At 65.4% G+C, this 25,496-nt stretch carries 27 protein-coding genes; 10 read left to right on the forward strand and 17 right to left on the reverse strand.

The annotated features are described in order from the left end of the window. Nucleotide 1 precedes the first annotated feature (1 nt). The 3 genes from ABD301_RS33500 to ABD301_RS33510 are packed head-to-tail and all read right to left on the reverse strand — an operon-like array spanning nt 2 to nt 2,836. Nucleotides 2–889, reverse strand: coding sequence for a Cgl0159 family (beta/alpha)8-fold protein (locus ABD301_RS33500; protein WP_344314226.1), 888 nt, complete (start codon nt 887–889; stop codon nt 2–4). Continuing rightward, nucleotides 879–1,835, reverse strand: a complete 957-nt coding sequence (gene iolC, locus ABD301_RS33505; RefSeq protein ID WP_344314227.1) for a 5-dehydro-2-deoxygluconokinase — start codon at nt 1,833–1,835, stop codon at nt 879–881. Before iolC ends, ABD301_RS33500 begins: the two co-directional genes overlap by 11 nt. Continuing rightward, complete coding sequence (locus tag ABD301_RS33510) at nt 1,832–2,836, reverse strand: Gfo/Idh/MocA family oxidoreductase (protein ID WP_344314228.1); 1,005 nt, start codon at nt 2,834–2,836, stop codon at nt 1,832–1,834. The genes iolC and ABD301_RS33510 overlap by 4 nt, the downstream gene beginning before the upstream one ends. 134 nt (nt 2,837–2,970) lie before the next feature. On the opposite strand from ABD301_RS33510, the gene ABD301_RS33515 reads away from it, so the two are divergent. After that, nucleotides 2,971–3,711 (forward strand): GntR family transcriptional regulator, encoded by a 741-nt coding sequence (locus ABD301_RS33515; RefSeq protein ID WP_163572428.1) that lies wholly within the window; start codon nt 2,971–2,973, stop codon nt 3,709–3,711. Nucleotides 3,712–3,845: 134 nt separating this feature from the next. After that, complete coding sequence (locus tag ABD301_RS33520) at nt 3,846–5,840, forward strand: SDR family oxidoreductase (protein WP_344314229.1); 1,995 nt, start codon at nt 3,846–3,848, stop codon at nt 5,838–5,840. Here the strand turns inward: ABD301_RS33520 and ABD301_RS33525 are convergent. From ABD301_RS33525 to ABD301_RS33545, 5 genes are all read right to left on the reverse strand, one after another. Then, a complete protein-coding gene (locus ABD301_RS33525) occupies nt 5,831–7,060 on the reverse strand; it encodes an MFS transporter (protein ID WP_344314231.1) in 1,230 nt (409 codons plus the stop codon). The two genes, ABD301_RS33520 and ABD301_RS33525, sit on opposite strands and share 10 nt — an antisense overlap. A gap of 28 nt (nt 7,061–7,088) precedes the next feature. Beyond that, nucleotides 7,089–7,571, reverse strand: a complete 483-nt coding sequence (locus ABD301_RS33530; RefSeq protein ID WP_344314232.1) for a DUF309 domain-containing protein — start codon at nt 7,569–7,571, stop codon at nt 7,089–7,091. 63 nt (nt 7,572–7,634) lie between these two features. Further along, on the reverse strand, nt 7,635–9,179 hold the full coding sequence (locus ABD301_RS33535; protein WP_344314233.1) for a benzoate-CoA ligase family protein: 1,545 nt from the start codon (nt 9,177–9,179) through the stop codon (nt 7,635–7,637). Nucleotides 9,180–9,368: 189 nt separating this feature from the next. Further along, on the reverse strand, nt 9,369–10,592 hold the full coding sequence (locus ABD301_RS33540; protein ID WP_344314293.1) for an amidohydrolase family protein: 1,224 nt from the start codon (nt 10,590–10,592) through the stop codon (nt 9,369–9,371). Between the two features lie 16 nt (nt 10,593–10,608). Beyond that, entirely contained in the window at nt 10,609–11,694 is a 1,086-nt protein-coding gene (locus ABD301_RS33545) for a PucR family transcriptional regulator (RefSeq protein ID WP_344314234.1), read from the reverse strand. Between the two features lie 109 nt (nt 11,695–11,803). Here ABD301_RS33545 and ABD301_RS33550 point away from each other — a divergent pair, with 109 nt between their 5' ends. Further along, nucleotides 11,804–12,745, forward strand: a complete 942-nt coding sequence (locus ABD301_RS33550; RefSeq protein WP_344314235.1) for a TerC family protein — start codon at nt 11,804–11,806, stop codon at nt 12,743–12,745. A gap of 50 nt (nt 12,746–12,795) precedes the next feature. Here ABD301_RS33550 and ABD301_RS33555 read toward each other — a convergent pair whose 3' ends face one another. Continuing rightward, the gene (locus ABD301_RS33555) at nt 12,796–13,446 is read right to left on the reverse strand and encodes a TetR/AcrR family transcriptional regulator (RefSeq protein ID WP_344314236.1); all 651 of its coding nucleotides are present in this window, start codon (nt 13,444–13,446) and stop codon (nt 12,796–12,798) included. Between the two features lie 182 nt (nt 13,447–13,628). On the opposite strand from ABD301_RS33555, the gene ABD301_RS33560 reads away from it, so the two are divergent. The 4 genes from ABD301_RS33560 to ABD301_RS33575 all read left to right on the forward strand — a co-directional run bounded on the left by ABD301_RS33560 (nt 13,629) and on the right by ABD301_RS33575 (nt 17,273). Continuing rightward, nucleotides 13,629–14,228 (forward strand): TetR/AcrR family transcriptional regulator, encoded by a 600-nt coding sequence (locus ABD301_RS33560; protein WP_344314237.1) that lies wholly within the window; start codon nt 13,629–13,631, stop codon nt 14,226–14,228. Then, a complete protein-coding gene (locus ABD301_RS33565) occupies nt 14,225–15,040 on the forward strand; it encodes an SAM-dependent methyltransferase (RefSeq protein WP_344314238.1) in 816 nt (271 codons plus the stop codon). The genes ABD301_RS33560 and ABD301_RS33565 overlap by 4 nt, the downstream gene beginning before the upstream one ends. Nucleotides 15,041–15,289: 249 nt before the next feature. Continuing rightward, complete coding sequence (locus tag ABD301_RS33570; protein ID WP_344314239.1) at nt 15,290–16,630, forward strand: sensor histidine kinase; 1,341 nt, start codon at nt 15,290–15,292, stop codon at nt 16,628–16,630. Beyond that, nucleotides 16,602–17,273, forward strand: a complete 672-nt coding sequence (locus ABD301_RS33575; RefSeq protein WP_163572405.1) for a response regulator — start codon at nt 16,602–16,604, stop codon at nt 17,271–17,273. Before ABD301_RS33570 ends, ABD301_RS33575 begins: the two co-directional genes overlap by 29 nt. A gap of 139 nt (nt 17,274–17,412) precedes the next feature. Here ABD301_RS33575 and ABD301_RS33580 read toward each other — a convergent pair whose 3' ends face one another. The 4 genes from ABD301_RS33580 to ABD301_RS33595 all read right to left on the reverse strand — a co-directional run bounded on the left by ABD301_RS33580 (nt 17,413) and on the right by ABD301_RS33595 (nt 20,389). Next, nucleotides 17,413–17,565: a hypothetical protein gene (locus ABD301_RS33580; protein ID WP_163572406.1), complete on the reverse strand. Its 153-nt coding sequence runs from the start codon at nt 17,563–17,565 to the stop codon at nt 17,413–17,415. A gap of 65 nt (nt 17,566–17,630) precedes the next feature. Next, nucleotides 17,631–18,575 (reverse strand): hypothetical protein, encoded by a 945-nt coding sequence (locus ABD301_RS42630; protein WP_279582426.1) that lies wholly within the window; start codon nt 18,573–18,575, stop codon nt 17,631–17,633. A 1-nt stretch (nt 18,576) separates the two neighbouring features. Further along, a complete protein-coding gene (locus ABD301_RS33590; RefSeq protein WP_344314294.1) occupies nt 18,577–19,845 on the reverse strand; it encodes a molybdopterin-dependent oxidoreductase in 1,269 nt (422 codons plus the stop codon). Nucleotides 19,846–20,083: 238 nt separating this feature from the next. Next, nucleotides 20,084–20,389, reverse strand: a complete 306-nt coding sequence (locus tag ABD301_RS33595) for a trypco2 family protein (RefSeq protein ID WP_344314240.1) — start codon at nt 20,387–20,389, stop codon at nt 20,084–20,086. 102 nt (nt 20,390–20,491) lie between these two features. Here ABD301_RS33595 and ABD301_RS33600 point away from each other — a divergent pair, with 102 nt between their 5' ends. After that, entirely contained in the window at nt 20,492–21,370 is an 879-nt protein-coding gene (locus tag ABD301_RS33600; RefSeq protein ID WP_279582428.1) for a hypothetical protein, read from the forward strand. 29 nt (nt 21,371–21,399) lie between these two features. Here ABD301_RS33600 and ABD301_RS33605 read toward each other — a convergent pair whose 3' ends face one another. The 4 genes from ABD301_RS33605 to ABD301_RS33620 form a co-directional block, all read right to left on the reverse strand. Continuing rightward, a complete protein-coding gene (locus tag ABD301_RS33605) occupies nt 21,400–22,416 on the reverse strand; it encodes a hypothetical protein (protein WP_344314242.1) in 1,017 nt (338 codons plus the stop codon). Beyond that, complete coding sequence (locus ABD301_RS33610) at nt 22,413–23,045, reverse strand: hypothetical protein (protein ID WP_163572409.1); 633 nt, start codon at nt 23,043–23,045, stop codon at nt 22,413–22,415. The genes ABD301_RS33605 and ABD301_RS33610 overlap by 4 nt, the downstream gene beginning before the upstream one ends. Before the next feature lie 131 nt (nt 23,046–23,176). Further along, a complete protein-coding gene (locus ABD301_RS33615; protein WP_163572410.1) occupies nt 23,177–23,371 on the reverse strand; it encodes a DUF397 domain-containing protein in 195 nt (64 codons plus the stop codon). Then, on the reverse strand, nt 23,368–24,294 hold the full coding sequence (locus ABD301_RS33620) for a helix-turn-helix domain-containing protein (protein WP_163572411.1): 927 nt from the start codon (nt 24,292–24,294) through the stop codon (nt 23,368–23,370). Before ABD301_RS33620 ends, ABD301_RS33615 begins: the two co-directional genes overlap by 4 nt. 139 nt (nt 24,295–24,433) lie before the next feature. Here ABD301_RS33620 and ABD301_RS33625 point away from each other — a divergent pair, with 139 nt between their 5' ends. Both ABD301_RS33625 and ABD301_RS33630 read left to right on the forward strand, forming a co-directional pair. After that, nucleotides 24,434–24,760: a hypothetical protein gene (locus ABD301_RS33625; protein WP_344314243.1), complete on the forward strand. Its 327-nt coding sequence runs from the start codon at nt 24,434–24,436 to the stop codon at nt 24,758–24,760. An 8-nt stretch (nt 24,761–24,768) separates the two neighbouring features. Next, nucleotides 24,769–25,476 (forward strand): hypothetical protein, encoded by a 708-nt coding sequence (locus ABD301_RS33630; RefSeq protein WP_163572413.1) that lies wholly within the window; start codon nt 24,769–24,771, stop codon nt 25,474–25,476. Nucleotides 25,477–25,496: the final 20 nt, after the last annotated feature.

The following is a 25,496-nucleotide window of genomic DNA, read 5'->3' on the forward strand; positions in this document are numbered from 1 at the left end:
GTCAGTTTCCTCTCGGGAGAAGGCTGACCGCGGTGTCCACGGCCGTCAACACGTCGTCATCGGCCGGATACAGCAGCGACCGCCCGACCACCAGCCCGCGCACGGTCGGGAGCGTGAGCGCTTGCTGCCACTGCTCGAAAGTCTCGTCCGGACGCTCGGAAACCTCGCCGCCCAGCAGCAAAGCCGGCAGCGTCGACGCCTGCATGACCCGCTCCATGTCCGGCACAACCGGCACTTTCAGCCAAGTGTAAGCCGAAGTGCCGCCCAGCCCGGACGCCACCGAAATCACCCGGATCATCGCCTCGGCGGAAAGGTCGTTGCGTACGTGCCCTTCCATCCGATGCGACAGGAAGGGTTCGACCACGGCCGGCAACCCAGCGGCCGCCAGCTCGTCCACCGCGTGCGCGCAGGATTCCAGCGTGGGCGCGGTGTTCGGATCTTCCGGATCGATCCGGAGGAGCATTTTCCCCGCGTCCAGGCCCATTCGTACGATCGCATCGGCCCGGTAGCCAGTGAAGCGGTCGTCGATCTCGAAAACCGTGCCGGCCAGGCCGCCGCGGTTCATCGAGCCGATCACCACTCGGTCTTCCAGTGCTCCCAACAAAAGCAGGTCCTCGATGATGTCCGCGGTGCCGAGAATGCCGTCCACCCCGGGCCGTTCCAGGGCGATCCGCAGCCGGCCGATCAGGTCCCGACGGTCGGCCATCGCGAGCCGCCGGTCGCCGGCCCGCAGCGCGCCGCGGGCCGGGTGATCGGCGGCGATAATCATCAGCGAGTTACTGCCTGCTGGCAGCCACGGCCGGCGCTGCCGCTCCAGCGCGGCCCGCTCGATCGCCTCCGGGTCGCGAACCCGCAGCTCCAGCACTTCGTCCAGATCCTTAACCGGCATGGGGCGATCCTGCCAGCAACGCGTCCACTTCGGGCGAAGTGGGCATGGCGTCCGAGCAGGCGAGCCGGGAAGCCACGATCGCGCCAGCCGCATTTCCATAGCGCATGATCGGCTCGGTGTCCCACCCGGACAGCAGACCATGGCACAGCGCGCCGCCAAAAGCATCGCCGGCACCGAGGCCGTTGACCACGTCGACCGGGACCGGCGGGACCTCCACGGATCCCTTGGCGTCCACCGCGAGCACGCCCCGCGGTCCCTGTTTCACTACCGCGAGATCCACTCCGTAGTCGCGCAGCAGGGTCGCGGCCTGGGCTGGCTCGCGCGTCCCCACGGCGGTGTCGCACTCGTCCTGGTTGCCCACCACCACTGTCGCGTACGGCAGCGCCTGCTGGACAACTTCCCGCGCCTGTTCCCTGGACTCCCAGAACATCGGCCGATAATCCAGATCCAGCACGGTGATCCCGGACCGGTTCCGTCTTTTCAGCGCGTCCAAGGTGGACTTTCGGCTCGGCTCGGCGCACAGCCCGGTGACCGTCACCCAGAAAATGCCGGCGGCGTCGATCGCCGCCACTTCGGCCGCGGAGTTTGTCAGCTCCAGATCCGGCGCTTTGGGGAAACGGTAGAAATAGATGGGAAAGTCGTCCGGCGGGAAGATCTCGCAGAAGGTCACCGGGGTCGGCAGCGACGGCACCTCGGTCACGAATGCGTCGTCGACCTGGTACCCACGCAGGGCGGTGTGGATGAACTTGCCGAACGGATCCGCACCTGTCCGGGTGATCACCGCCGACCGGCGACCGTAGCGCGCCGCCGCGACGGCCACGTTTGTCGCGCTGCCACCCAGATATTTACCGAAGGAGGTGACCTCGTCGAGGCTGACGCCGATCTGCTGCGGATAGATGTCCACGCCGATCCTGCCCATGGTCAGCACCTCGTACGCCTCGCTCATGCGCGCACCTGCGCGACCTCCACCGGGCGCCCGGTGTCTTTCGACAGCTGGCATGCCTCGGCGATATAGAAGGCCCGCAAGGCATCCTCAGCGGTGCAGGGGCTCGGCTGCCGGCCGGCCACCACTTCGATGAAAGCGTTCAATTCAGCGATATACGCGTCGTGGAAACGCTCGAGGAAGCCTTGGTACGGCGTTTCGGCCTGGTGCCAGGAAATCGAAGGCTCGGCCGACATCAGCGCGGCCCGGTCGTCCAACCCCACCACCAAGCCACCGGCCGAGCCGCACACCTCCAGCCGTACGTCGTGGCCAGCGCCGTTGTAGCGGGTCGCCGACACGGTGGCCAGAATCCCGTTGCCGAGCTTGAGAATCGCCACCGCGGTGTCCACATCGCCGGCATCGGCGAAGAACTTGTCGCCCTGGTTGCTGCCCAGCGCGTACGCCGTCTCGACCTCCGCACCGGTCACCCAACGGATGATGTCGAAGTCGTGAATGCTGCAGTCGCGGTAAAGTCCGCCAGAAGTGGGCACATATGCCGCCGGTGGCGGCGAAGCGTCCGCGGTCACCGCTCGTAAGGTATGAATCCAGCCAAGTTCACCGGCCTGCAACGCTTGTCGCGCCCGGGTGTAGCCGCGATCGAATCGGCGCTGGAACCCGATCTGCACCGGCACGTCGCCGGCCGCGACGCGGTCCACCACCGCACGGGTGTTCGGCACGTCCGGAGAGACCGGTTTTTCGCAGAAAACCGGGATTTCAGCGTCCAGCCCGCGGTGGATCAGCGGCGCATGCGCGCTGGTGCCGGCGGTGATCACTACCGCGTCAATGCCGCTGCCGAAAAGCTCCTCGACCGTGTCCGTCGCCTGGATGCCGAGCTTGTCCGCCAGTTGACGTGCCCGGGCGGCATCCACGTCGGCCACCACGATCGACTCGACTTCGGGATGGGTATGCAGCGTGTCGGCATGAAAGCTGCCGATTCGCCCGGTCCCGACCAGTCCGATTCTCATCCGCGAGCACCCTGTCTGTTTCGGCTTTGTGTGTGAACCCGTTCACAGGGTTGCCCAAGCCGGCTCCGAGGTCAATAGTTTGTCCTGACATATTGACGTCGTCACATGGGTGAGAATGGGAGGTGGCACCGGTGGTGGTCCCTGCCCTGAAGGTGGATCGGTCCAGCCCGGTGCCGCTGTACTTCCAGGTCGCCGAGCAGCTGCAGTCGGCGATCGAGACCGGCGAGCTGCCGACCGGGTCACGGCTGGAGAACGAGATCCAGCTGGCCGGCCAGCTCGGTCTGTCCCGGCCGACCATGCGCCAGGCCATCCAGTATCTGGTCGACCAGGGCCTGCTCGTACGAAAACGCGGGGTCGGCACCGAGGTGGTCGCCAACCGAGTCCGCCGGTCGGTGGAGCTGACCAGCCTTTACGACGACCTCACCGCGGCGGGCCAGACCCCGACCACTTCGGTGCTGGAGCTGCAGAACACGACCGCCGACGACGTGGTCGCGCATCACCTTGGCATCGAGCCGGGCACTGGGGTCGTACGCCTGAAACGGTTGCGTTGCGCGCAGGGCGAGCCACTCGCCCTGCTCACCAATTTCCTGCCAGCCGGTTTTGTCCGACTGACAAAGAAAGATCTGGAACGCGCCGGGCTGTACGAGTTGCTGAAGGCCGCCGGGATCCGGTTGTGCACGGCCTCCCAGACCATTGGCGCGAAGAACGCGAGCAACGCCGAAGCGCAGGCACTGCAAGAAGGCCGGCGGGCCGCACTGCTCACCATGACCCGGGTCGCGTACGACGAGCGAGGGGTCGCGGTGGAATTCGGCCACCACCTCTACCGCGCGTCCCGCTACACCTTCGCGGTCTCGGTCGCGACCACGCGAGGGTGACGTTTGCCCCGGCTTGTCATCCCACAACGTCCCCCTCGCGAAAACGGCCGCAGGGGCGGTCCCTCGCCGCGCCGGCCCTGGATGTGGCACCGTAGGGGTATCGCTCCGCGCGGCTATGAGCAGGGGGAACAGCGATGAGCACGTATCTGGTGACCGGCGCGACCGGGCTGATCGGACGGCATATCGTCCAACTGCTGGCCGAAAGGGCGGATGCGGACGAGATCATCCTGCTGGTACGGGACCGCTCGCGGGCCCGGCTCGCCGAGCAGATCCGCGGCCTGCCGGGTCAGGACCGCATCCAACTGCTGGTCGGCGACCTCGGGCAGGACCATCTCGGCCTGTCCACGTCCGCTCGGGACGCGCTGCGCGGCCGGGTCGACCACCTCATCCACGCTGCCGCGCTCTACGACCTGGCCGCCGACAACGCGACCAGTGTCGAGGCCAATGTGGACGGTACGCAGCACATGCTGGATCTGGCGGCGGATCTGCACGTCCGCCGGCTGCACCACCTGTCCTCGGTCGCGGTCGCGGGTGACTACCGGGGAAAGTTCGCCGAGGACATGTTCGACGCCGGCCAGCGGCTGGTCACCCCGTACCACCGAACCAAGTTCGCTTCCGAAGAACTCGTCCGCGAGCAGCACGCCGTGCCCTGGCGGATTTACCGGCCGGCGGTGGTGGTCGGCCACTCGATCACCGGTGAGATGGACAAAATCGACGGCCCGTACTACTTCTTTCCCACTCTCGCCCGAATGGCCGCCCTGCCCTGGATGCCGGTGCTGATCCCCGACATCGGCGCCACGAATATCGTCCCGGTCGACTATGTGGCCGCCGCGCTCGTCCACATCGCGCACGCGGACGACCTGGACGGCCAGGTTTTCCAGCTGGTGAATCCGGATCCGCAGCCGGCGGCCGAGGTCTACAACGCCTTCGCGAAGGCGGCCGGCGCGCCGCAGATCACTGGCGCGCTCCCTCGGCAGGCCAGCAAACCGTTGCTGGAGCTGGCAAAACTCACCGAATACGTGCCTGGTGCCGGACTGTTGCGAGATGGCGTCCTTGACTGGCTGGGAATCCCGCCGGCGGTACTTTCGGTGCTCACCTTCCCGTCGGTTTTCGACAGCTCGGCGACCCGCCGCGCGCTCGCGGACAGCGACATCCACGTGCCGCCGCTGGACGACTACGCGCCGGCTTTGTGGCGCTATTGGCGCGAACACCTGAACCCGTACAGAGCCCGCGTACATCACGGCCGGACGAAACTGGACGGCCGGCGGATCGTCATCACCGGCGCGTCCTCCGGGATCGGCCGGGCCACCGCGCTGCGGGTTTCCGCCGAGGGCGGCATTCCGCTGCTGCTGGCCCGGCGGGCGGAGGAACTGGAGGAGGTACGCACCGAAATCCGGTCCAACGGCGGCGCCGCGTACGCGTATCCCTGCGATCTCACCGATCCGGAGTCGGTCCGCAAGACGGTCGACCAGATGTTGGCCGAACAGCCCGCTATCGACATGCTGGTGAACAACGCCGGCCGGTCGATCCGGCGGTCCGTACGACTGTCGTACGACCGGTTCCACGACTACGAACGTGCCATGGCCATCAACTATTTCGGTGCGCTGCGGTTGATTCTGGCGTTGTTGCCGCACATGACCGAGCGCAAGTTCGGGCATATCGTGAACGTGTCGTCGATTGGCGTGCAGGGCATCGCGCCGCGGTTCTCCGCCTATGTGGCCTCAAAAAGCGCGCTCGACCAGTTCAGCAAGGTGGCTGCCACCGAAACCTTCGGCGACGGCGTCACCTTCACCACCGTGCACATGCCGCTGGTCCGCACCCCGATGATCCGGCCGACGAAGATTTACGACGCCTTTCCAGCGAAATCTCCCGAGCAGGCCGCCGACATGATCATCCAGGCGTTGGAGGAGCGGCCCAAACACATGGGCACCGGCGTCGGCTTCATCATGCAGCTGGCTTACGCGATCAGTCCTGACCTGGTGGACGCGATCGCGTACCAGGGCTACCGGATCTTCCCGGACTCCACCGCGGCCGGCGGACAGGGACGGGTCAAACTCGGGAAATCCGAGCGGCAGCTGTCCAAAGCGGCCGCCGCGCTGGTCCGCATGACTCGCGGCATTCACTGGTAACGGCGAACCAGCACCACCAAACCCAGCACCAGCCCCAACGCGACAGTCAGCAGCGCGGAAGCCGTCAACGCGGCCGGTGCGCCGAAAACGTTGACGATCGGCCCACCGATCAGGGTGCCCAGCGACACCGCCGGAATGACGATCGCACCACGGACCGCGAGCACCCGGCTGAGCAGCTCCGGCGCGCTGACGCGCTGGAAAAGCTCAGTGCTCATCGCCATATACGGTCCATAAATCAGGCCGCCGAGAGTCATGCCGATCATCGCTGGCAGGAGCGTACGAGACAGCCCGACCGGCAGCAGCGCCGCTCCCCAGCCGACGATGATCACGATGACCACCAGCCAGGGCGATCTGCGCGGCAAAAGTCCGGCGCAGAGCCCACCAATCAACGCCCCTACCCCGAAGACCGCGAGCAGGATGCCCAGCACGCCGGCGCTGCCCCGCAGATCGTCGGCCACGTGCAAGGGCAGCGCCACCTCGACCGGCCCGTAGAGGAAATAGAAAACACAGGTGATAACCAGCAGGCCGAGCAACTGGCGGCTGCCGGCGATGACTTTCCACGCACTGCCGGGTGGTCCCGACGGGACCGTGGTGGGCTGCGCACCGCGACCGACTTTCCAGGAAACCGCTGCGAGGACCACGAAAGACAACGCATCGAGACCTATTACCCAAGATGGTCCGGCGATCGCCACGATCCCGCCGGCCAGCGCCGGCCCGACCACCACCGACGCCTGGCTCGCGGTCGACAGCAACGCATTTCCGGTCACCCGGTCGGGACCGTCCAGCCGCTCCGACACCAGCGTGTACGCGCCGGCGTTCCCCCACGCATGCAGTAGCGACGAAAAAGCAAGCAGCACAACGTAAACAACCGGATGCAACAGTCCGGCGATACCGAGCGCCGCGACCGCGCCGAGCGCGACGGCTCGCAGGATCGCGTCCAGCGCGATCAACCGGGAGCTGGCCATCGATCGTACGAGCGGCGCCAGAACGACCGTCCCAAGCGCCGCCGGCAGCGCGTACGCGGCCACCGCGAGGCCGGTCCACACGCCGGCCTGGGAAACCGGCGCGATCTGGATCGCCAGCCAGGCCACCGCGACCACGGCCATGCCGTCGCCCAAACTGGAAACCAGCACGCCGGTCAGGATCCGCCGCAACACCGGCTCACGCAGCACGCGACCGTACGGCCCGAAGCGGGCCTTCGCGGTGAGGTCAGTAGTCACCGCTTGATCATGCGACCTCAACCGCGGTTCAGGTCAACACCGTCAGCTTCGGGCGCAAGTCGTCCGCACTCACCCGGCCGACACCCTCGCGCTCGACCCGCACGATCAACTCCCGACCAAACATCATCAGGCCGGTCCCGTCGATCCGGTACGGCAGACCGTCGTACGCACTGATTCTTTCGATGGCCCTGCTGAGCAACGAGACCGCGCCCTTGGCATTTCCCCGTCTTACGTGAGTAATCCCGACCGCCAGTTGCGCCATTCCCTTCCACAGCTCACGTTCTGGCTCCGGCGCGGCCTTCCAGGCGCCCTCCAGCACTTCGTGCGCATGGAACGGCCGGTCCTGGTCGAGGAGTTTTTGCGCCAACGCGAGACTTTCGTCCGGCCCGAGCCCGAGATCGTCCGGCATCGTCTGAATCCCGTCCGTCCCGTACGGCAGCGGCCGCCCGAGCGCGTCCCGCGGCCGCGCGTTGCGCGCCCGCCCTTCCTCGTCCCGATCCCGCTCCGCCATCCCCCCAGTCTGCCACCCGATCACTTTTCTTGTCCCCCGTCATCGACGCGCGTTTGTCCTTTGTCAAAGCGAAGCGTCCCGCAGCTTGTAGCGCTGGATCTTGCCGGTCGCGGTCTTGGGCAGCTCGGCCAGGAACTCCACGAAATGCGGGAACTGGTAGCGCTGCAACCGTTCCTTGCACCACTCCTGCAGCTGCGCGGCCAACACGTTGGACGGCTCTCTTTCGGGCAACTCTGTCTCGGACAACACGACGAACGCCTTGATCCGCGCCAATCCGTCCACCGAGGTCGCGACGATGGCCACCTCGGCGACCAAGGGGTGGTCGATCAGGGTGTTCTCGATCTCGATCGGCGAGACCCACAGGCCGCCGATCTTCATCATGTCGTCGGCCCGGCCGCAATACCAGTAGAAGCCGTCGGCATCCCGGGTGTAGCGGTCGCCGGTGAAGAACCACTCGCCGTGTAGCGACTGCCGAGTCTTTTCCCGCCGGTGCCAGTAGAAGTCGAGTGCACTGTCGCCCTTGGCGTAGAGATTGCCCGGCTCGTCGACATCCACCGAACCGCCGTCGAAGCCGACCAGCTTCACCTGATAGCCCGGCACCGCCTTGCCGCTGGAACCGGGCCGCAGGTCGGTTTCGGTGTTGGAGCAGTAAATGTGCAGCATCTCGGTGGAACCAATGCCGTCCAGGATGGTCAGCCCGAACCTGTCCTTCCAGCGCTGCCAAATGCCGGCCGGCAACGGCTCGGCGGCCGAGGCGCACAGCCGTACGGACGAAAGATCGCGAGCCGCCGCACCAGGAGAGCGCAACATCGCGTGGTAAAGCGTTGGCACCGAGAAGAAAATCGTCGGACGAAACTTCTCCGCCGTGTCCAGCACACTCTCCGGCTTCGGCCGGCCGCGCATCAGGACGGACGATCCGCCGGCCCAGTACGGAAACGACATTCCGTTGCCCATGCCGTACGCGTGATAGAGCTTGGTGGACGAAAAAGTGATGTCGTCGTCGCGAATGCCCAGCACTTTGTCCGCGTACGTCTGACAAGTGACGAGCAGGTCGCCATGCGAATGGACGACCCCTTTCGGGTGGCCGGTGGAACCCGAGCTGTAGAGCCAGAAACCCATGTCCTGCGCGTGCGTGTCGACCGGCGAGGTTTCGCCGGCATGTTCGCCAAGCAGTGCCCGCAGGGACAGCGCGCCGTCAACCGGCTCACCGGCGACAATCGCTCGTACGCCCACTTCGTCCAGCACTGGACGGATGTGCTGGTAGCGAGCCGATTCGACAACCACGACGTCGGCATAGCTGTCGGCAAGGAAGAACCGGTAGTCGTCGATATTCAGCGCCGGATTCACCGGCACCGGCACCGCACCGATGCGGGCGGCACCGAGAAAAACCGTCGGAAAGTCCGGCGAATCATCCAGAATCAGCAACACCCGCTGTTCGCGGCGCACCCCGAGCGTGGTCAGTGCCGTTCCCATCGCACAAATCCGGGCGAACAGTTCCGCGTACGTGACCTGTTCGGCACCGGCGTAAATCGCCACCTTCGCGGCCCGGCCGGACAGGCAGTTGCGATCGACCAGGGTCGAGATGTTGAACCGTTCCGGCGTTGTCATGCCGCCCTCCCGAGCCGACTCGCTGGAGACTGGGGCGAGACTACCCTGAACGGTCGGTCAGTGCGCAACCCCCGTTTTGCTCATTGTGTGCCTGACCTGCTATCTTTGCCTGAACAGCCGGTCAGGGCTGTCAGACAAGCTACCCCGGTCGCGGCTGACACAGGTCGTCGCGTCCGGGGTTTTTGACGTTTAGTGGAGCTTTGCGACAATCCGCTGATAGTCCGCGGCGACCTGATGAGCATCGACCCGTACGGGATCACCGTCGCGCAACACCCAGTGGCCGCCCACCATCACCTCACGAACCAGTCCCGGGCCACCCTCGGCGAAGATCGCGAACGCCAGCGTCGAAAGATCCGCGCGGTGCACCGACGGCCGCAGCCGCGCGGCGTCCAGAAAGACCAGATCGGCCGCACGACCAGGCGCGATCTCGCCGAGATCCGCCCGGCCATAACCGACCGCGCCACCACGGGTCGCCATCCGCAACACATCCTCGCGGGTCGCCAGCGGCCGCGAGCCCGTTTGCTGCAACAACCAGGCCGTCCGAATCGTGCCCCACATGTCCACATCGCCCCAGTCCGTGCCCAGCCCGACCGTGACGCCCGCGCGGAACCAGTCGGTGGCCGGCGCAATGCGGCCGTGGATCGAGAGATTCGAGACGGGACAATGCATGATCGAGGCGCCGGCTTTCGCGACCAGTTCCAGGTCGTCGGCGTCTATTTCGCAGCCGTGAAAGAGAACCGTACGGGAGCTCAACAACCCGCGGTCAGCCAGCAGTCGTACGGTCGAACGCCCCCAGTTCTGCTGCACAATCGCCCGCCGCTTGACAGTTTCCAAGCAGTGCAAAGCGAAAATCGGTGCATACTTCACCAGATATCCGGTCGTACGCTCCAACACCGCGGCCGTCAGATCCTCTTCGGAGTCGATGTTGACCGTGTAGCGGGCGGGATCTTCGACCTTGCAGATCCAGTCGTCGTACGCCTGAACCAACGCACGTACGCCAATTTCATCGCCGACATCGGCCAGCACTCCGGGCGGGCATTCGGAAAATCCGCAGTCCGCAACGAAAGTGACGCCCTGGCGCAGCATCGCCACATACTCATAGCGGGCGAGCGCTGCCACGTCGTCAAGATGGGCCGGGTCATCCAGCCATTCGCCGATCTTCGACTGCATCCGACCACCCGGGCTGTCCCCGAACCAGTCAAAGAGCTCCAGCCCGGTGTCGAGCCCACGCACCACCGAGGTCTGGCTGTGGAAATGGCCGTTTACCAACCCTGGCAACACAACATAGCCCGAGCAGTCCATAGTGGACTGTTGCGACCCCGGGTCGGTCACCTCGGCGATCAGGCCACCCTCGACGGCGAGATCCGCGACCCCGAAAGTGCCGTCCGGCCGCAGATGGCACACGTTTGTCATCCACACCGGCCGCACGCTACCGGCCCACCGCGGCGACCACCACTTCTTTACCCCCGGGCGAAAGTTGGGCGGCCATCGCCGCGCAATAGAGCGTGAAGCGATCGGCAGGCTCGTCCAGGCTGCGACCGGTCAGCTCAGCGAGACGCTCCAACCGGTAGAGCACCGTTCGTACGCTCACATGCAAAACGCGGGCCGCCGCCGTGTTGCCGCCGTGGTCCAGCACCGCGAGCACGGTCGAAACAATTGGCTCGGCACCACCTCGTACGGCGGCAAGCGGCGCGAAGACCTCCTCAGCCAGCCGGGTCGCGCCAGCGGGGTCCTGAAGAAGCAGTCGGTACGCGTCGAGCCGCCCGGCCGGCAGCACCGGATCGGGCAGCCGAAGCCGGTGCGCGAGGTCCAATGTCTGGCGCACCTCCTGCCAACTGGTCGCCACCGCGGCCGCCCCGGGCCGTGGCCGGCTGCTCGCGACCTGCCAGCCGGCCGTCGGCTCAGCCCTTTCCACCAGCGCATACGCCAGATCCGCCAACTCCGGCACGCCGATCGTCGGCCGGGTCAGCGCGACCCGCGATGGCACCCCGCCGTCCGAGACGACCGGCAGCAGCACGACCAGCAGGCCGTCCTTGGCGGCCGCCAGCACCGGCTCACGCGTCCGCCGGTGCAGGCCATCGCGTACCACCCGGCCGGCTGGGTCCGCGTCGGTCAGCTCTCGAAGAGCCGCGACGGCGAGCAGGGCGTGCGGCTGCGCCAGCCGGAACCCGAGCGCCTCGGCGCTGCCGGTGGTGTGGCCGGTGACGCTGCCCGCCAGCAGGTCGTCGACCAACTCGCGGCGACGCGCCTCGACCTGCCGCGACCAGGTGGCGCCCGCGGCGACATAGCCGGCGGTCACCGTGGAAACGATGTCGTCGATGATCCGCAAAGTCAGCTGACCTGCGGAAACACCACGCCAGGCGGTCGAGAGATAGAGATCGACCAGCTCCGCGAGCGGCACGCCCGCGTCGCTGGCCCGACGCCCCAGCTCCCCGTACCGACGCAGCGTCGCGGCCGACGGCCGGCGCTCGGCCGTCAAGTCCTCCCGGAAGTCTCCCAGCGCCCAAGCATTCATTGCGTGATCCACGCAGTGAAGGTGGCATTCAACGTCACAGTTCGACTCTACTCTGCGCGATCCAATCCACGAAAGATGGGAGTCACCAAGACAACGAAAGGACAAGCCGATGACCACAGCGCCGCTCTGGGCCTGGGGAGCCGTGCTGGTCGCGATCTTCGCGATGCTCGCGGTCGACCTCTTCCTGCACCGCAAGGACCGCGAGATCAGCATCCGCGAAGCCGCCGTCACCAGCGGCGTCTGGATCGCGATCGGACTCGCCTTCGGTGGCATCCTGTGGCTGACACTCGGCGCCGAACAGGGCGCCGCGTATTACGCCGCTTATGTCGTGGAGAAATCGCTCTCGGTCGACAACGTCTTCGTTTTCGCGCTGTTGTTCACCTATTTCGCCGTACCGAAGCAATACCAGCACCGCGTGCTGTTCTTCGGAGTGCTAGGCGCGCTGGCCATGCGGGCGGTTTTCATCTTCGCCGGCAGCGCGTTGATCGGTCAGTTCCACTGGATCATCTACATCTTCGGCGCTTTCCTGGTCTACACGGGCATCAAACTGGCCCGCTCGAAGGGTGACGACGAGGTCGATCCGGAGAAGAACATCGTGCTCCGCTGGACGCGCCGGCTGGTGCCGGTCACTTCGGACTGGCGCGGCCACAAATTCTGGGTACGCGAAGGCGCGAAGTGGATAGCGACGCCGCTTTTCGTCGTGCTGATCGCGGTGGAGACCACCGACCTGATCTTCGCGGTCGACTCGATCCCGGCGGTTTTCGGTGTCACGAACGACGCGTTCATCATCTTCACCTCGAACGCTTTCGCGATACTGGGGCTGCGGGCGCTCTACTTCCTGCTCTCCGGCGCGATGAAACACTTCGCGTACCTGCAGCTGGGGCTCGCCGCGGTGCTGACGTTCGTCGGCGCCAAGATGCTGCTGACAGATCTCTTCCCGATCAACATCTGGGTTTCGTTGGCGATCATCGTCGCGCTGCTGACGGCCGCCGTGGTGGCCAGCCTGGTGAAAGTACGGATGGAGAAGAAGAAGGAACTGATCGACGCCTAACTCCAAGAACAAGCAGCCCGGGCCGACAAAGATGTCGGACCGGGCTGTTTCTATTTGATGTTGAGCAACCGGAGCAAACCGTTCAGTGCCATCGCTCGATAGCGCGGATAGGCCGCTCGCCAGTCGTGTTGTTGCAGCCAGTTCACGAAAACGCCGTCGATGTGGGCCCGCATGGTCGCCGCGGCCTCGTCCACGTCGGTGATGTCGAACAACCCGCGCGACTGGCCCTCACGCAGGATTTCCGCGTAAAGACCATTGATGATCGTCGAGGTCAGCACCGAGAGGTCGCTGAAAGACGGCGCCCGGGCGGCGTGCTCGACCAGATCCAGATAGAGCAGGTAGAAGTCACGATTCTGTTGTGCGCCAATGAAAACCGCGTCGATCAGCGCCTCGACCGCGCCAGCGGGGTGGTCATCGACCTGGGCGATGTTCTCCCGGATCCGCGAAGCCGTCCGCAGCAACGCCCACCGCATGGTGGTCAGCAGCAGTTGGTCTTTGGACTTGAAATGGTAAAGCAGCAGCCCTTTGCTGACATCGGCGTCGTCGGCGATGTCCTGCAGGGACGTACGATGCACACCCTGCCGGCTTATCACTCGATAAGCACTGCCGACCAGCGCGGCTTCCCGGCCGGACAGCTGGATCTCAGCACTCGAAGGGTCGGTGACCATCGATGGCGTCTCCAGTGGGTGTGCGACTCGCATTCGAGCCGCTCATTGTAGCGGAGTTGGCTGACCGGTCAGTCGTATGCCAGTTCCGGCCGAGCCAGTTTGGCCCCTCTCGCCCCGTACGCCCCGTCCGCCACGCCGCGCCCGAGTCGACCGTTAAAGTGAGTGCTACGTCGCGTACAGTTGTATAGAGCGAATGTTCGTTCTATATTGGCCCGATGGCCCGAGTCTCGCAGGCACACCTCGATGCCAGGCGGCAACAGATTCTGGACGCCGCCCGGCGCTGCTTCGTACGCAACGGATTCCACGCCACCTCGATGGCGGACCTGCTGGCCGAGGCCAAAATGTCGGCCGGCGGGCTTTACCGCTATTTCAACAGCAAAGACGAGATCGTCACGGCGATCGCGGCGCAGGCGCTGCACGGCGTTTCCGGCGCGATCGAAGCGGTCATCGGCGCGCAAACGCTGCCGCCGTTGCACACCATCGTCCGCCGGCTGGCCGGCGAGGGGTCGCCACTGTGCGCGGACCGCGACGCGGCCCGACTGCTGGTGCAGATTTGGGCCGAGGCGGCCCGATCGCCGCGGATCCAGGAACGTTTTCAGGAGGCATTCAGCGGCGCCGAGGCAGTTATCGGCACCCTGATTGCCGAATACCAGCGGCGCGGACTGATTTCCCCTGAGGTGAACCACACTCAGGCCGCCCGGCTGCTGATCGGCCTGCTGCACGGCTTTGTCGTACAACGGGCGCTGTTGCCGGACGCGCATCCAGACACCTTCAACCCCGGCCTCGCCGGACTGATTTTCGGGGGAACTTCATGAGTACGATCAACCCCATCGGCACCACATCTCTCGGGGTGGCCGCGCTGCGCGCGATGGAGTCGATGCGCCCGGACAAGCTGATCGACGACCCGTATGCGATGGGTTTCGTGGCCGCCGCCGGTGGCGGAATGGCACTGCCCGGCGACAAAACCGGATTCATCGCGATCCTGGGACCTGTTGTCGCCGTACGAACGAAATACTTCGACGAGTCGATTCTCGCGGCGGCCCGCGGCGGCTGCCGCCAAGTGGTCATGATGGCATCCGGGATGGACAGTCGGGCGTACCGGCTGGACTGGCCGGCGGACACCGAGCTTTTCGAGCTGGACCAACCCGAAGTGCTGGCGTTCAAGAACGGGGTGCTGGGCGACGCGAAGCCCAAGGCCAACCGGCACCCGGTCGGCGTCGACCTGGTAGGCGACTGGACGGCCACGCTGCGGGTCGCCGGATTCGACCCGGAGGTGCCGACCGCTTGGCTGACCGAGGGCATCATCTACGCGCTGACGCCTGAGCAGGCCGACCTGCTGCTGGAGCGGATCACCAGCGTGAGCGCGCCCGGCAGCGTGATCACCGTCGACCAGGTGCAGGACCACGAGGACCTCAAAGCCGCCCGGCTCGCGGTCAGCCCCGATCTGGTCGAACTGTGGGTGGGCGGCCCGACCGGGCATCCGGCGGACTGGTTGCACAGGTTCGGCTGGAAGGCGGAGGTTACCGAGACCGCGGACCTCGCTCGTACGTACGGGCGCGAGGTTCACAAGTGCTACGACCCGGCCGCCGGCGGCGCACACTGCTGGCTCGCCACCGCCACCCGCTAACCCACTCTCCGTAGTGTCTGTTTGACCGCATCGACGCGATGCGTGCGCCGGTGGGGCTGGGTTTTCGTCGAGTGTGGGATTTTGTACCGCTCTCAGCGTCGAGTGTGGGTTAAAGTCCCGCACTCGCCGTCGGGTCTGTCGCTGGCTGGGTGACGGAGAGTAGTAGGGGGAGCGACCAGAGAGCTAGCCCGCGGTTGGCTCGTACGGTGCTCCCGCGGCCGGCCACACCCCGCTTACGCTGGGCACATCATGAACACCATCGCTGTTGCCGGTACGGGCAACCTCCTCCAGTCGACCGCCCGTACGCTGCTTGTTTCCCGCGAGGAGCTGCGCCGCCCGATATCGTGGCTGCCGTTCTGGCGGACCGGGAAGCGCCGCTGGTTCTCCATCTCCCTCATGGTGATCTTCGTCGGCGGAATGGTCGGCGGCATCATCGGCCAGACCCTGGGCGGCTTCGAGCCGCCGGTCGGTTTCGCGCTCCCGCTGGCGTACTTGCAGGCTCTCCCGCTGCTGCTGGCCTGGCGGATGCCGCTGATCACGTGGCGGGTGCTGGCGATCGCCGGCGTGATCGCCGCTATCGGCAATCCGCTGTCGCACTGGACCTGGCCCTGGGCGGCATGCGCATGTGTCGTTTATGGGGTCTCGATCCTGATTGTGTCGATCCGCTATCCGCGGCCGCTCTCGCTCGGAGTTTTCGTTTGTACGATGGTGATTGGCGTGGTCGCGCATTTCACCACCGGGCTGGATCCGATCGCCCTCACGTTCATCGCGATCGGCATGACGGTGATCATGGTGGTCGGCGACAGCATTCGGATCCGGATCGATGCTCAGCGGGATCTGGTCGAGCAGCAGGCGTTGCGCGAGCAGGATCTGGTCCGGCAGGAGCTGCTGGAAGCCCGTCAAGCCGTGTTGACCGAGCGGTCTCGGATCGCCCGCGAGCTGCACGACGTGGTCGCGCACCACATGTCGATGATCGCGATCCAGGCGCAGGCCGCGCCGTACAAGATCCCCGACCTGCCGCCGCCCGCACTGGAAACCTTCGCCGCCATCCGCGGCGCCTCGACCACCGCGCTGACCGAGATGCGCCGGGTGATCGGGCTGCTGCGGGACGAGTCGGAGGACGCCGAGCGAGTGCCGCAACCCGGTCTGGATGGGCTGGATGAGCTGGTCAAAGGGGCTCGGGCTGCCGGCATGTCGGTGGAGCTGACGATCACCGGGCCGCAGGAGGAGGTGCCGCTCGGCGTCGACGTGTCGGCCTTCCGGATCGTCCAGGAGTCGCTCAGCAACGCCAGCCGGCACGCTCCAGGCGCGCGTACTTTCGTGGAGGTCGCCTACGGACCGTCGACTCTGCTCGTACGAGTGACCAACGATCCGGCTCCGAGCGGTCCCCAGCACGTGGGCACCGAGGATCTCAAGCAGACCTCCGGCGGTCACGGTGTCGTCGGAATGCGCGAGCGGGTGGCTATGCTCGACGGCGAACTGGAGGTGGGCCCGACCGAGACGGGCGGCTTCGAGGTCCGGGCAGTTCTTCCAGTGGTACGAGAAACCGAAGGTGGCAGGCGTGACGATCCGAGTAATCCTGGCCGATGACCAGGCCATGGTGCGGGACGGCCTGTCGGCGGTGATCTCCGCGGCCGAGGACATCGAGGTGATCGGCGAGGCCGCGAACGGCAAGGAGGCGGTCGAGCTCGCTCGACAGCTCAACCCCGACGTGGTCGTTATGGACGTACGGATGCCGGTTATGGACGGCCTCGCCGCGACCGGCGAGATTGTCTCCCCGGACGCCGTGGACGGCCCACGAGTACTCATGCTCACCACGTTTGACCTGGACGAATACGTCTACGAAGCGCTGAGTCTGGGCGCCAGCGGCTTCCTGTTGAAAGACGCCTCCACCGAAGAGCTGGTCAACGCCGTACGAGTGGTGGCCGCCGGCGACGCGCTGCTCGCGCCGTCGATCACCCGCCGGCTGATCGCCGACTTCGCCGGCCGCCGCCGGCACGAACGACCCCGCCCGGAGGCCACCTCCGCGCTGACCTCCCGCGAAATCGACGTGCTGCGCCTGATCGCCCGCGGCATGTCCAACATCGAGATCGCCAAGGAACTCTTCCTCGCCGAGCAGACCGTCAAAACCCATGTCGGCCGCATCCTCGCGAAGCTCCAACTCCGCGACCGCACCCAAGCCGTCGTCTTCGCGTACGAAAACGGCGTCGTCGCCGACTCCCCGCCTCGCTAGCCGGCGCGGAACGTCCACACTTGACTCACGGCGACTGGGCCGCTGACCTCGATCGAGTTGCGACGCGGTTTTGTCGGAGCCGCCGAGGACCCTCGATTCGGGGGCGGCATCTTTCGTTCAAGCGCCGCCTGCGTGCGAATCAGCAGCGACTAGGGGCGGCCGGACGGCTCTGCAGGAGCTTGTCCGCCAGTTTCTGTGCGGTCTGTTGGAGGGACGCGGCGGGCTCGCCGGGCTTGCCCTCCGGGTCCGGTCCTTGCGGGCACGACGACTGGCCGTGGTCGGCGGTGCACATCGGTCCTCCTTCGGTGCGATCGGGAACAGGTCCACTGCACGGAAGGTATCCAGCGCGGCCGCGTTCTAAACCCCCACTTCGTGCCAAGGTCCGGCCGGTATGCCAAGGTTCTGGGACAGCTCGTGGATCGCCTGATCGACGGTCTCCGCGCTGGTGGGGGCATCCAGACGCACCTGCCAGGCCACCCGGCCGGTGTGCGCGTTGCGGGCCACCCGCAGCTGCACATGCTGGCCGACCCGTTCGGTCGCGAGGTGACTGGCCGTGATTTCGGCGGTGACCAGGTCCGGCAGGTTTCGCGGCGCGGCGAGGCTCAGCGTCGTACGCTCCGCGTAGTCCTGCACCACCAACTCGCCACGATCAGCCTGCCATCTCGCGCTGCGCAGGTCCTCCCACCCGATCCGCCGCCATTTCTCTTCGGCCACAGGAAAATACAGCCCGCCACTGCCGCCGACCGCCTCCGGCGCCGCACCCGGGACGGCCGCGAAGGTCAGCACTCGCTCCCCCGGCTCGACCACCGACCGGGCCAGTTTTTGGCTGTGCCGCAGCGGTCGGGTCGCGAACCACACCCGGATCGCGTACACGCAACCACTCACCGCGAAAGCCACTAAGACGAAAATGAGCCAGCGCCGCAAATATGGCTGCTGCGTTTGCCCAGTGGCGTTGAGATACGTCTGCGCGCCCTGCTGAATGATGCCCGGCAGGAAGAGAATCAAAGTGAGACCGGACGCGAGCGCTGGCAGCCGGACGTAATTCACCACTGGAATGGGCAGCCACCGATGCGGGTGGTGCCAACGCCGCACGGTGTGGGCGAGAATAACGTCGGCGAGCGCGTAGACCGGGAAAAGCAGCAGATCATGCCCGATCACCGCGCCGAGAAACCACGCGCCAATCACCCATGCCGCCGGGTCTCCCAGCACCTGACCGACCACATAGCCAACCAGCGAAAAACACAGCAACACCAACGCCAACTGCCAAAGGTCAGCGCCATAAAGCTCGCGTGCTCTGCGCATCTCACGACCTCCGGAAGTCGATGGACGCGACCCATTTCGTGCAATGGACTCCCGGCAACGCCGGCACGATGATACGAGCCGGAAAGCCGTGGTCAAGGCTCAACGGCACGCCATTTACCCTCAACGCCAACAAAGCATCCGGATCAAGCACTTGGTTGGATTGTAAGGTCGCCTGCCCGAACAACCCGTTCTTCTCCACTGACCGGACATGCGCGGACCCCGGCGCCGGCATCCCAGCCAGCCGCGCCAAATCCCGCAGCCGTACGCCCGACCACGACTGGACGGTCGACCATCCTTCCACGCAGGCGAGCGGAAGATCAGCGGTGTGTTGGCTCATCGAACGCAAGGTGGCCAAGTCCAGTTGTACGTCCCTTTCGCCGCCAGTCAAGGAAAGTCGCCAGGTATTGTCGACTTTCACGCCAGCCGCCACCGCCGTACGGTTAATCTGAAAGCTGGTTGGACCATTCCCGTACGATCGGCCGCGTGGCAACAGGAACGCGCCCCACCGGGAAATCCCACCGACGGTCTGGCCCGCGGTGATCGCCGCGACGAAAAGCGCACCACCAGCCACCAACCCGAGCGCTCCCCGTCGACTGATGGTCGCCGGCCGCGGATTCACCGCTACCAGCCCCTCTTCGTCAAGTGGTTCGGGTTTGGTATCGGCTTTGGCAATCTTCAACTCGGCCCACAGCGAACGCGATCGCAGCGCCTTCACCATCGTCCGGAATTTGAAGGACACATGGACGACGAACCCGCCGATAAACACCCAGGCGCCGTAATAGTGGCCCTCGTAAAAACTGAACCCGAAAACATAGTCGTACTGGATGTTCAACACCCCAGTCGCGACCTCGAAAAGAATCCCGCCGACCAACAGCAGCAGCGAAAGGCGTTCCAGGATGTTCGCGAGCGACCGGGCCGGCGGCCAGGCGAAGAGTTTCGGTACGACAGACCAGAGTTTGGCCAGGATGACCGGAACCAACACGATCCCGAGCCCGACATGCAACCCCTGCGTCAGCCGGAAAAGCCACGCCGGCCTCGTCGGCCAGTCGAAAAACGGGAGGTGCAGCCAGCCAACATCGCCCGGGAATGCCTGACCGAACTGCGGCCCGTACGCGATGAAGTCCAACAGCCCGGTGACAGTCACCAGCGGCAAACAGACCAGCAAGGTAACGCCGAATATCGAGGTCAACCAGGGTCCCCGCAGCGGACTCCGCCACCGATTCAGCTGGTCAAGACCGGGCGGCGGGTGCTCCTCGACCGTCTTCCACAGCCGCTGCGGAAAACCGTGACGGGGCACTTGCGGCCGTCCAGTACGCTCCTTCAATGCGGGCACGCTGCCACCGTACGACAACGCCGTGCCCTAACGACCCCTACGCAACCATCGGTAAGATACTCGCAAGATCTCCCGAATCACCCTGAATCAAGTCGTTAGTCGAGCTCGCGAAACCACCATTTCTCGATTTTCGCCATACCAAACCCATCGCGCGGACCAGTTCGCACTTGTAGTGTCACCGCTCGCCGGCCACCTCGGCACCGGAGATGAGGGCCCGTTGGGTCGGGTCGGTGGCCTTGCGCGGATCGAGTGTCAGCTTGATCCGCTGGGTGGTGGCCGTCGCGGCCCTCGCGTCGGCGCCGGCCTCCACGACCCAGAACCGCACTTTCGCGCCGGGTGCTATCGATTTCTCCACGACAATGCTCAGCTCCAGCTCCACTGGCCCGACCTCGAACCGCAGGTCCGCCTGCTGGCCGGCATTCATCGCGGTAGTCAGCTCAGCCCGCAACTGCCCGATCAGCTCCGCCAGCTCTACCGCCATCGGCCAGATCCCCTCGTGAGGTCGACTTCGTCCGCCCCATTGTTCCAGGTAAACAGCCTACGCATCCCCCCATTCACGATGCGGATGGCGCACAATCGCGAGATGGCAGCAGGTGGGTACGAATCGTGGTTCGTCAGCGCGCGCGAACCCGGCGGCAGGCGCGCTTTATGGATCCGGCACACGCGGCACGAGCCGGCGAGCGGCGCACCGTCGGCCTCTTACTGGTGCACGACCTTCGACCCGGAACCCGCGGCGGTCAAACAGATTCTGGCCACCGACGACACTCCCGGCAACCCGGATTCCTTTGAGGGCACCGCAACTTGGGGCGGTCACCGCAGCTCCTGGTCGCTGCGCGTCGCGTCCGACGAGCCGACGCTGCGACCCTTGCGGCCATCCGTGCTTTATCGTCTTCCTTTGCCACGTACAAAAGTGGAGGTGCCTGTTCCGGACGGCACGATCAGCGGCACGGTCGACGTGGACGGCCGGCGCTGGGCGATCGACCGATGGAGAGCGACCGTCGGCCATAATTGGGGAACGGAACACGCCGAGCAATGGATTTGGCTGCATGCGGCGGAATTCACCGGACCGGTGACCTGGGTTGACCTCGTGTTGGCCCGGGTACGCGTCGGCGGCCGGCTCACCCCGTGGGTTTGCTCGGGTTCGGTGCGGATAGGCGCCCACATCTTCGCGCTCGGCGGCCTCGGCCGACGGGCCCGGGTCGAAACCCTGACCGACAGCGGCGCGACGCTCGCCATCCCCACGCCCGGAGGGCACCTCGACATCGAAGTCGCATTGAAGCACACGGCCGCGTTGACATATCGCGACCCGTCCGGCAGCACCCGCCATGTGCGACACACGGCCAGCGCCACCATGGAAATCCTTACGAACGGAAGACAGTCGACCACCACGACCGGCGCCGCTTTCGAGGTGGGCTCCCGGGAAACAGACCTGCCAACGCTTGATCTTCCGTTGGAGGACTGAGAAATCACCCTCCTGAAGCAAAGTGCGAGCTACTGCCGGGGCCGGTGTGGGCTGGGTGGCGCGGGCGGCTGGTTGTACGGCTGACCTGGCGTCGGCGGATTCACCGAGGGCGGAACAGCGCGCTGCTCGTCGCGGCTCCGCCGGGCGTGATTAAGCAAATCCTGACCACGCGCCACATCCGCCGGCGGCAGCAAGGGCGGTGGCTGCTGACGAGCCCGCTGCTCCAACTGATCAATCCGCGCAGCATTCGTGTTGTGCCCAGACTGCGCCAATCCAAGCCCCGAATCATGCCGATCCAGCCGCTCATCCGCTCGATCAAGCCGACTCCGCACACCACTGGTATGCGCATCAAACTCACTACGCACCCGCCGCTCCCCAGCCGCGAACCGTGCCTGAATCGTATGATCCTGCTGCGCCAACCGCCCCTCAAAATACTGCCGCTGAGCAGCCAACTGACTCTGAGATTCCTGCCGTACGGCCGCCAGCTCCGCCGCGAACTGCGCCTGCAGCGCGTCGACGCGCTGATTCGTACCGGTGAGCCGCTGGCTCAGAGCGCGGATCGCCCGGGACGTGACGCCCAGCAAACCTCGGTGCTTGCGCGCTTGGGCGGCGATTGCGTCATCGTGCTGCTTGAACTTGTCCAGCGGCTCGGTGTCGGGATCCTTGCCCTCAGCGCGATCCTTGACCGCCTGCTTGCTGGCCTTGCGCACTTCTCGATATTTGCTGAAAAGTGTCTGCGCTACGCCAACCGCAGAGCCGACAACCACCCCCGGAGTGGCGCTGATCGCTGCGTCAATGAGCTTCTCATCGAATGTCTGAGGGTTCAGCGCTATCCAAACGCCTATTGATGTCAAGGTGCCAGCAACGACGTTGACCGGCGTAAAGATCGCCGTGGACAACCCCGCGTTCTTGGCCTCTTCAACGAATTGCTTCTGGTATTTCGGCTCGGTGACATTGCCACGCTCAAGGGCCCGAACCACCATGCTCTTGTGGCCATTGCCCTGTCTTCGGCCACCATAGCGGCTGCCGCTCGGGCCGCTGGTCATGACTGCTGCAAGTACGCGCAGCGATTGGCCACGATCGCTGGAAGCGACCGCGCGACAAGCACGCCGATTTGCTCGGCGGTCATCTGCGGATCATCCAACCCCGCGTGGAACTGACTGACGCCGTCCCAGATCGACGAGTCGTAAACACTCCTCGACCAGATCGTGTAGATGTCGGAGTAGACCTTGAGCAGAACCCGGCCTTCGCGGCCGATGCGAAAGTAGAGACGGTCGTCAAGACTGTTACCGAGAGCATCGCCAGTGGGGAACAGCCGGTGCGATCGAAGGAACTCAAGCCCGGATTCGGTCTCGGGATCGAACTCCGCCAGCGTGCCCCACTTCGACAGGTTGTCGACAACAGCCGGAACGTCGACTGGTGGTTTGTCGGGCGCCTGCGTTGCCACCGTCTCGAGGGTAGCCAGCTCTTCCAGGGTCGAACGGCCAAACTCACAGCGGCTCGATGCCTCCGGGTCAGCGTAGGTGAGCTGCCAGATCGTGTACTCGTCCTTGCTGAGCGTAACCGTGTCAGTTGCTGTCACGACCTCGTACTCCGCGATTTCGGAGTCGGCGTCCGGGGCGGTGTCATACCAGGTCCCGCCGTCGAAGCCGATGGGGACGATGACCTTGGGCACGAAAGAACCTCCGTGTGTGTACGCGGCAGCGAGGCCTCAGCGTACCAAGTAAGCGCGCGTTAGCGGAGGGTTATGAAAGCCAGCAACCCCGCACCGGAGTAGGCCGGGCGGGGTGCTGATAAGACGGACCGTCAGGCCGTGAAGCCGTGGGCCTTGGTGCTGGAGACAAATGTACGCCACTGCTCTGGGGCGAATCGCAGCACGGGTGAGGACTCGCCGAGCTTGGTGTCCCGTACCGCTACAACCGCGCTCGCGTTGCCGGCTTCCACGCAACTCGCGGTGTTGCCGCTGCGACTGCTCTTGCGCCAGTTACTGACATTTGTCATGTGTCGACTCCTTGAATGAGCTCGATGGATTTCTCCGGGCTCAAAGACACTTGGAAAATCCGGTCCCACAGAACTTCGTACCGCTGGACTTGGCTCTTGTCGGTAACCGTCAGTTCATTGGTCTCAGCTTCAACGACCGCCACGCGCTCCGAAGCCCCCACATCGAAGAGAAAGAAGGCGGTCAAGGGAGGCGAGTACTGGCTGAACCTGACATTCAACGGAACCACTCGCAGGTCGACTGTCGGCAGCGACGCCATCTCTACGAGGTATCGAAGCTGCTTGGTCATAACACGCGAAGGAGCTGTTTGCCGCCGGAGTAGACCTTCGTCGAGAATGGCCGTGTATTTGACCCGATCGCCTTCCCGACGAAGGATCTCCTGCCGCTTAACGCGTCCGGCTGCCGCTGCTTGCCCATCGACCGCGATCGCCGACTCCCTGTCCGCATATCGGATCTCGACATATTCAGGACACTGCAGCAATCCGGGAAAGAACACCATTGAATACTCGCAGATTCGGCGAGATGTTCCTTCCAGTTCAGCGAAAGCAGCCTGACGCTCGGGCATTCCGCTGGTCTTCCACCACATTTGTTCGTTGGCTTCGCGGGCGACCAAAATCAGCGTACTGGTGAGTTCCTTGTCGACCTTCAGGGCTTCCAGGATGTTCATGACGAGGGCGAGGTCGGGGGCGGTTTCGCCGGTTTCCAAGCGGGAGATGCGGGCGCCGGAGGCACGTACGAGCTTGCCGAGTTGACCCTGCGACAGCATCGCCTCATTGCGCAGCCGGCGGATCTCCTCGCCGACCCGCTTGCGGCTGAACTTCGGTCCCCCGCTGCTCGGCAAGCTGCCCTCCGTTGTGACCGTACGGTCCCGTAAACGTTCCGGTGGCGTAAAGGCTACCTCATCCGACTGGCCGCCGTTTTTCATGACCCAACCCTCCCGTGCTGGCGCGGCGGATAAATCCGCCCGAACTGGTTGCAGAGCGCGGCCGACTGTGCCATCGTCCGGATGGTAGCGCAAACTTACGCGGCCTTACGATACCGCAAGCGCATATTTGCTTCTTATTATGAGCACACAGGAGGGCGAGATGCAGCTGTACGAGCACCGGCTCGACGGGCCTCTGTCCGTACGTGGGATGCGGGCGATGTTCGCCGTCGCGATCACCCGGCCGATCAGCGAAAGGGCTCGGGCCGAGCTTTTCGACCGGTGGTGCACGGGGCTGCAGCGGCAGGCCGCGGCGCGCCGGATCGTGTGGATGCCGGCGAGCGGCGAGGCGTACACGGCGGCCGAAGTCCCGACGACCCGCGTCGAGGCCGTTTTGCTTCGAATCCTGGAGCAGTCGCCAGTGCTGCCGCCATCGCCGCGGCAGCCCGCCGACGCGCAGACCCGATAGGGAATCCGATGCCGTACAAGGAAAGACGCCTGCCCAGCATCCGTATCCAAACCGCGAGCGACCTGTGGACGTGGGCCGGCGAAATCTCCGTCACTACTCAACTGCTTCGCCGCGCGGAGAGCACGTGGGGCGCCTCCCTACCCAACGCCCGGTCGGCACGTGTGCTGCTCTTCAAGGCGAGCGACCTGCTCCGCGAACGCGCGCATATCGAAGCCGGCGAGTGGAATCGGCGCTGGCGACCTCTCCGGCACATCGTGCTTGGCGTGCTCGGCGGTCCGATCGTCGTGCTGGCGGGCAGCTCTCTCCCGCTGCCGATCTACCTGGGCGTGCCGATCGTGCTCGTGCCCGCGTTGCTGGCGAGTGTGACGATCGGCTGGCTCGCGATGACCTGCCGCTTCCGCCGCCTCGACCACACAGCCACACCTTGCGAGGCCGCCGACGCCATCCTGGCCCAGACCAGCCCGATCGGCGATGAATCGGGGCGATCGGAAAGATCGCGGCTGGACACCCGCATGAACGTCCTCATGGCCGGACGCAGAGCCGGCGCGATGCGTACGAAGGTGCGGCTGCTCGAAGAGCCAGAACGCATAGCGGCCGCGCGTTTCCCTTCAGCGTTGCTGAAAGACTGCACCGACGCGAAGTCACATCTGTACGCGGCAATGGTTTTGCTTGAAGAGTTGGAAAACAGCCTGCGCAAATTCCCCAAGCGACCCTGACCCGGTTCGCCGGCGAAACT

Source organism: Fodinicola feengrottensis (assembly GCF_039530045.1).
GTDB classification, from domain to species: Bacteria; Actinomycetota; Actinomycetes; order Mycobacteriales; family HKI-0501; genus Fodinicola; species Fodinicola feengrottensis.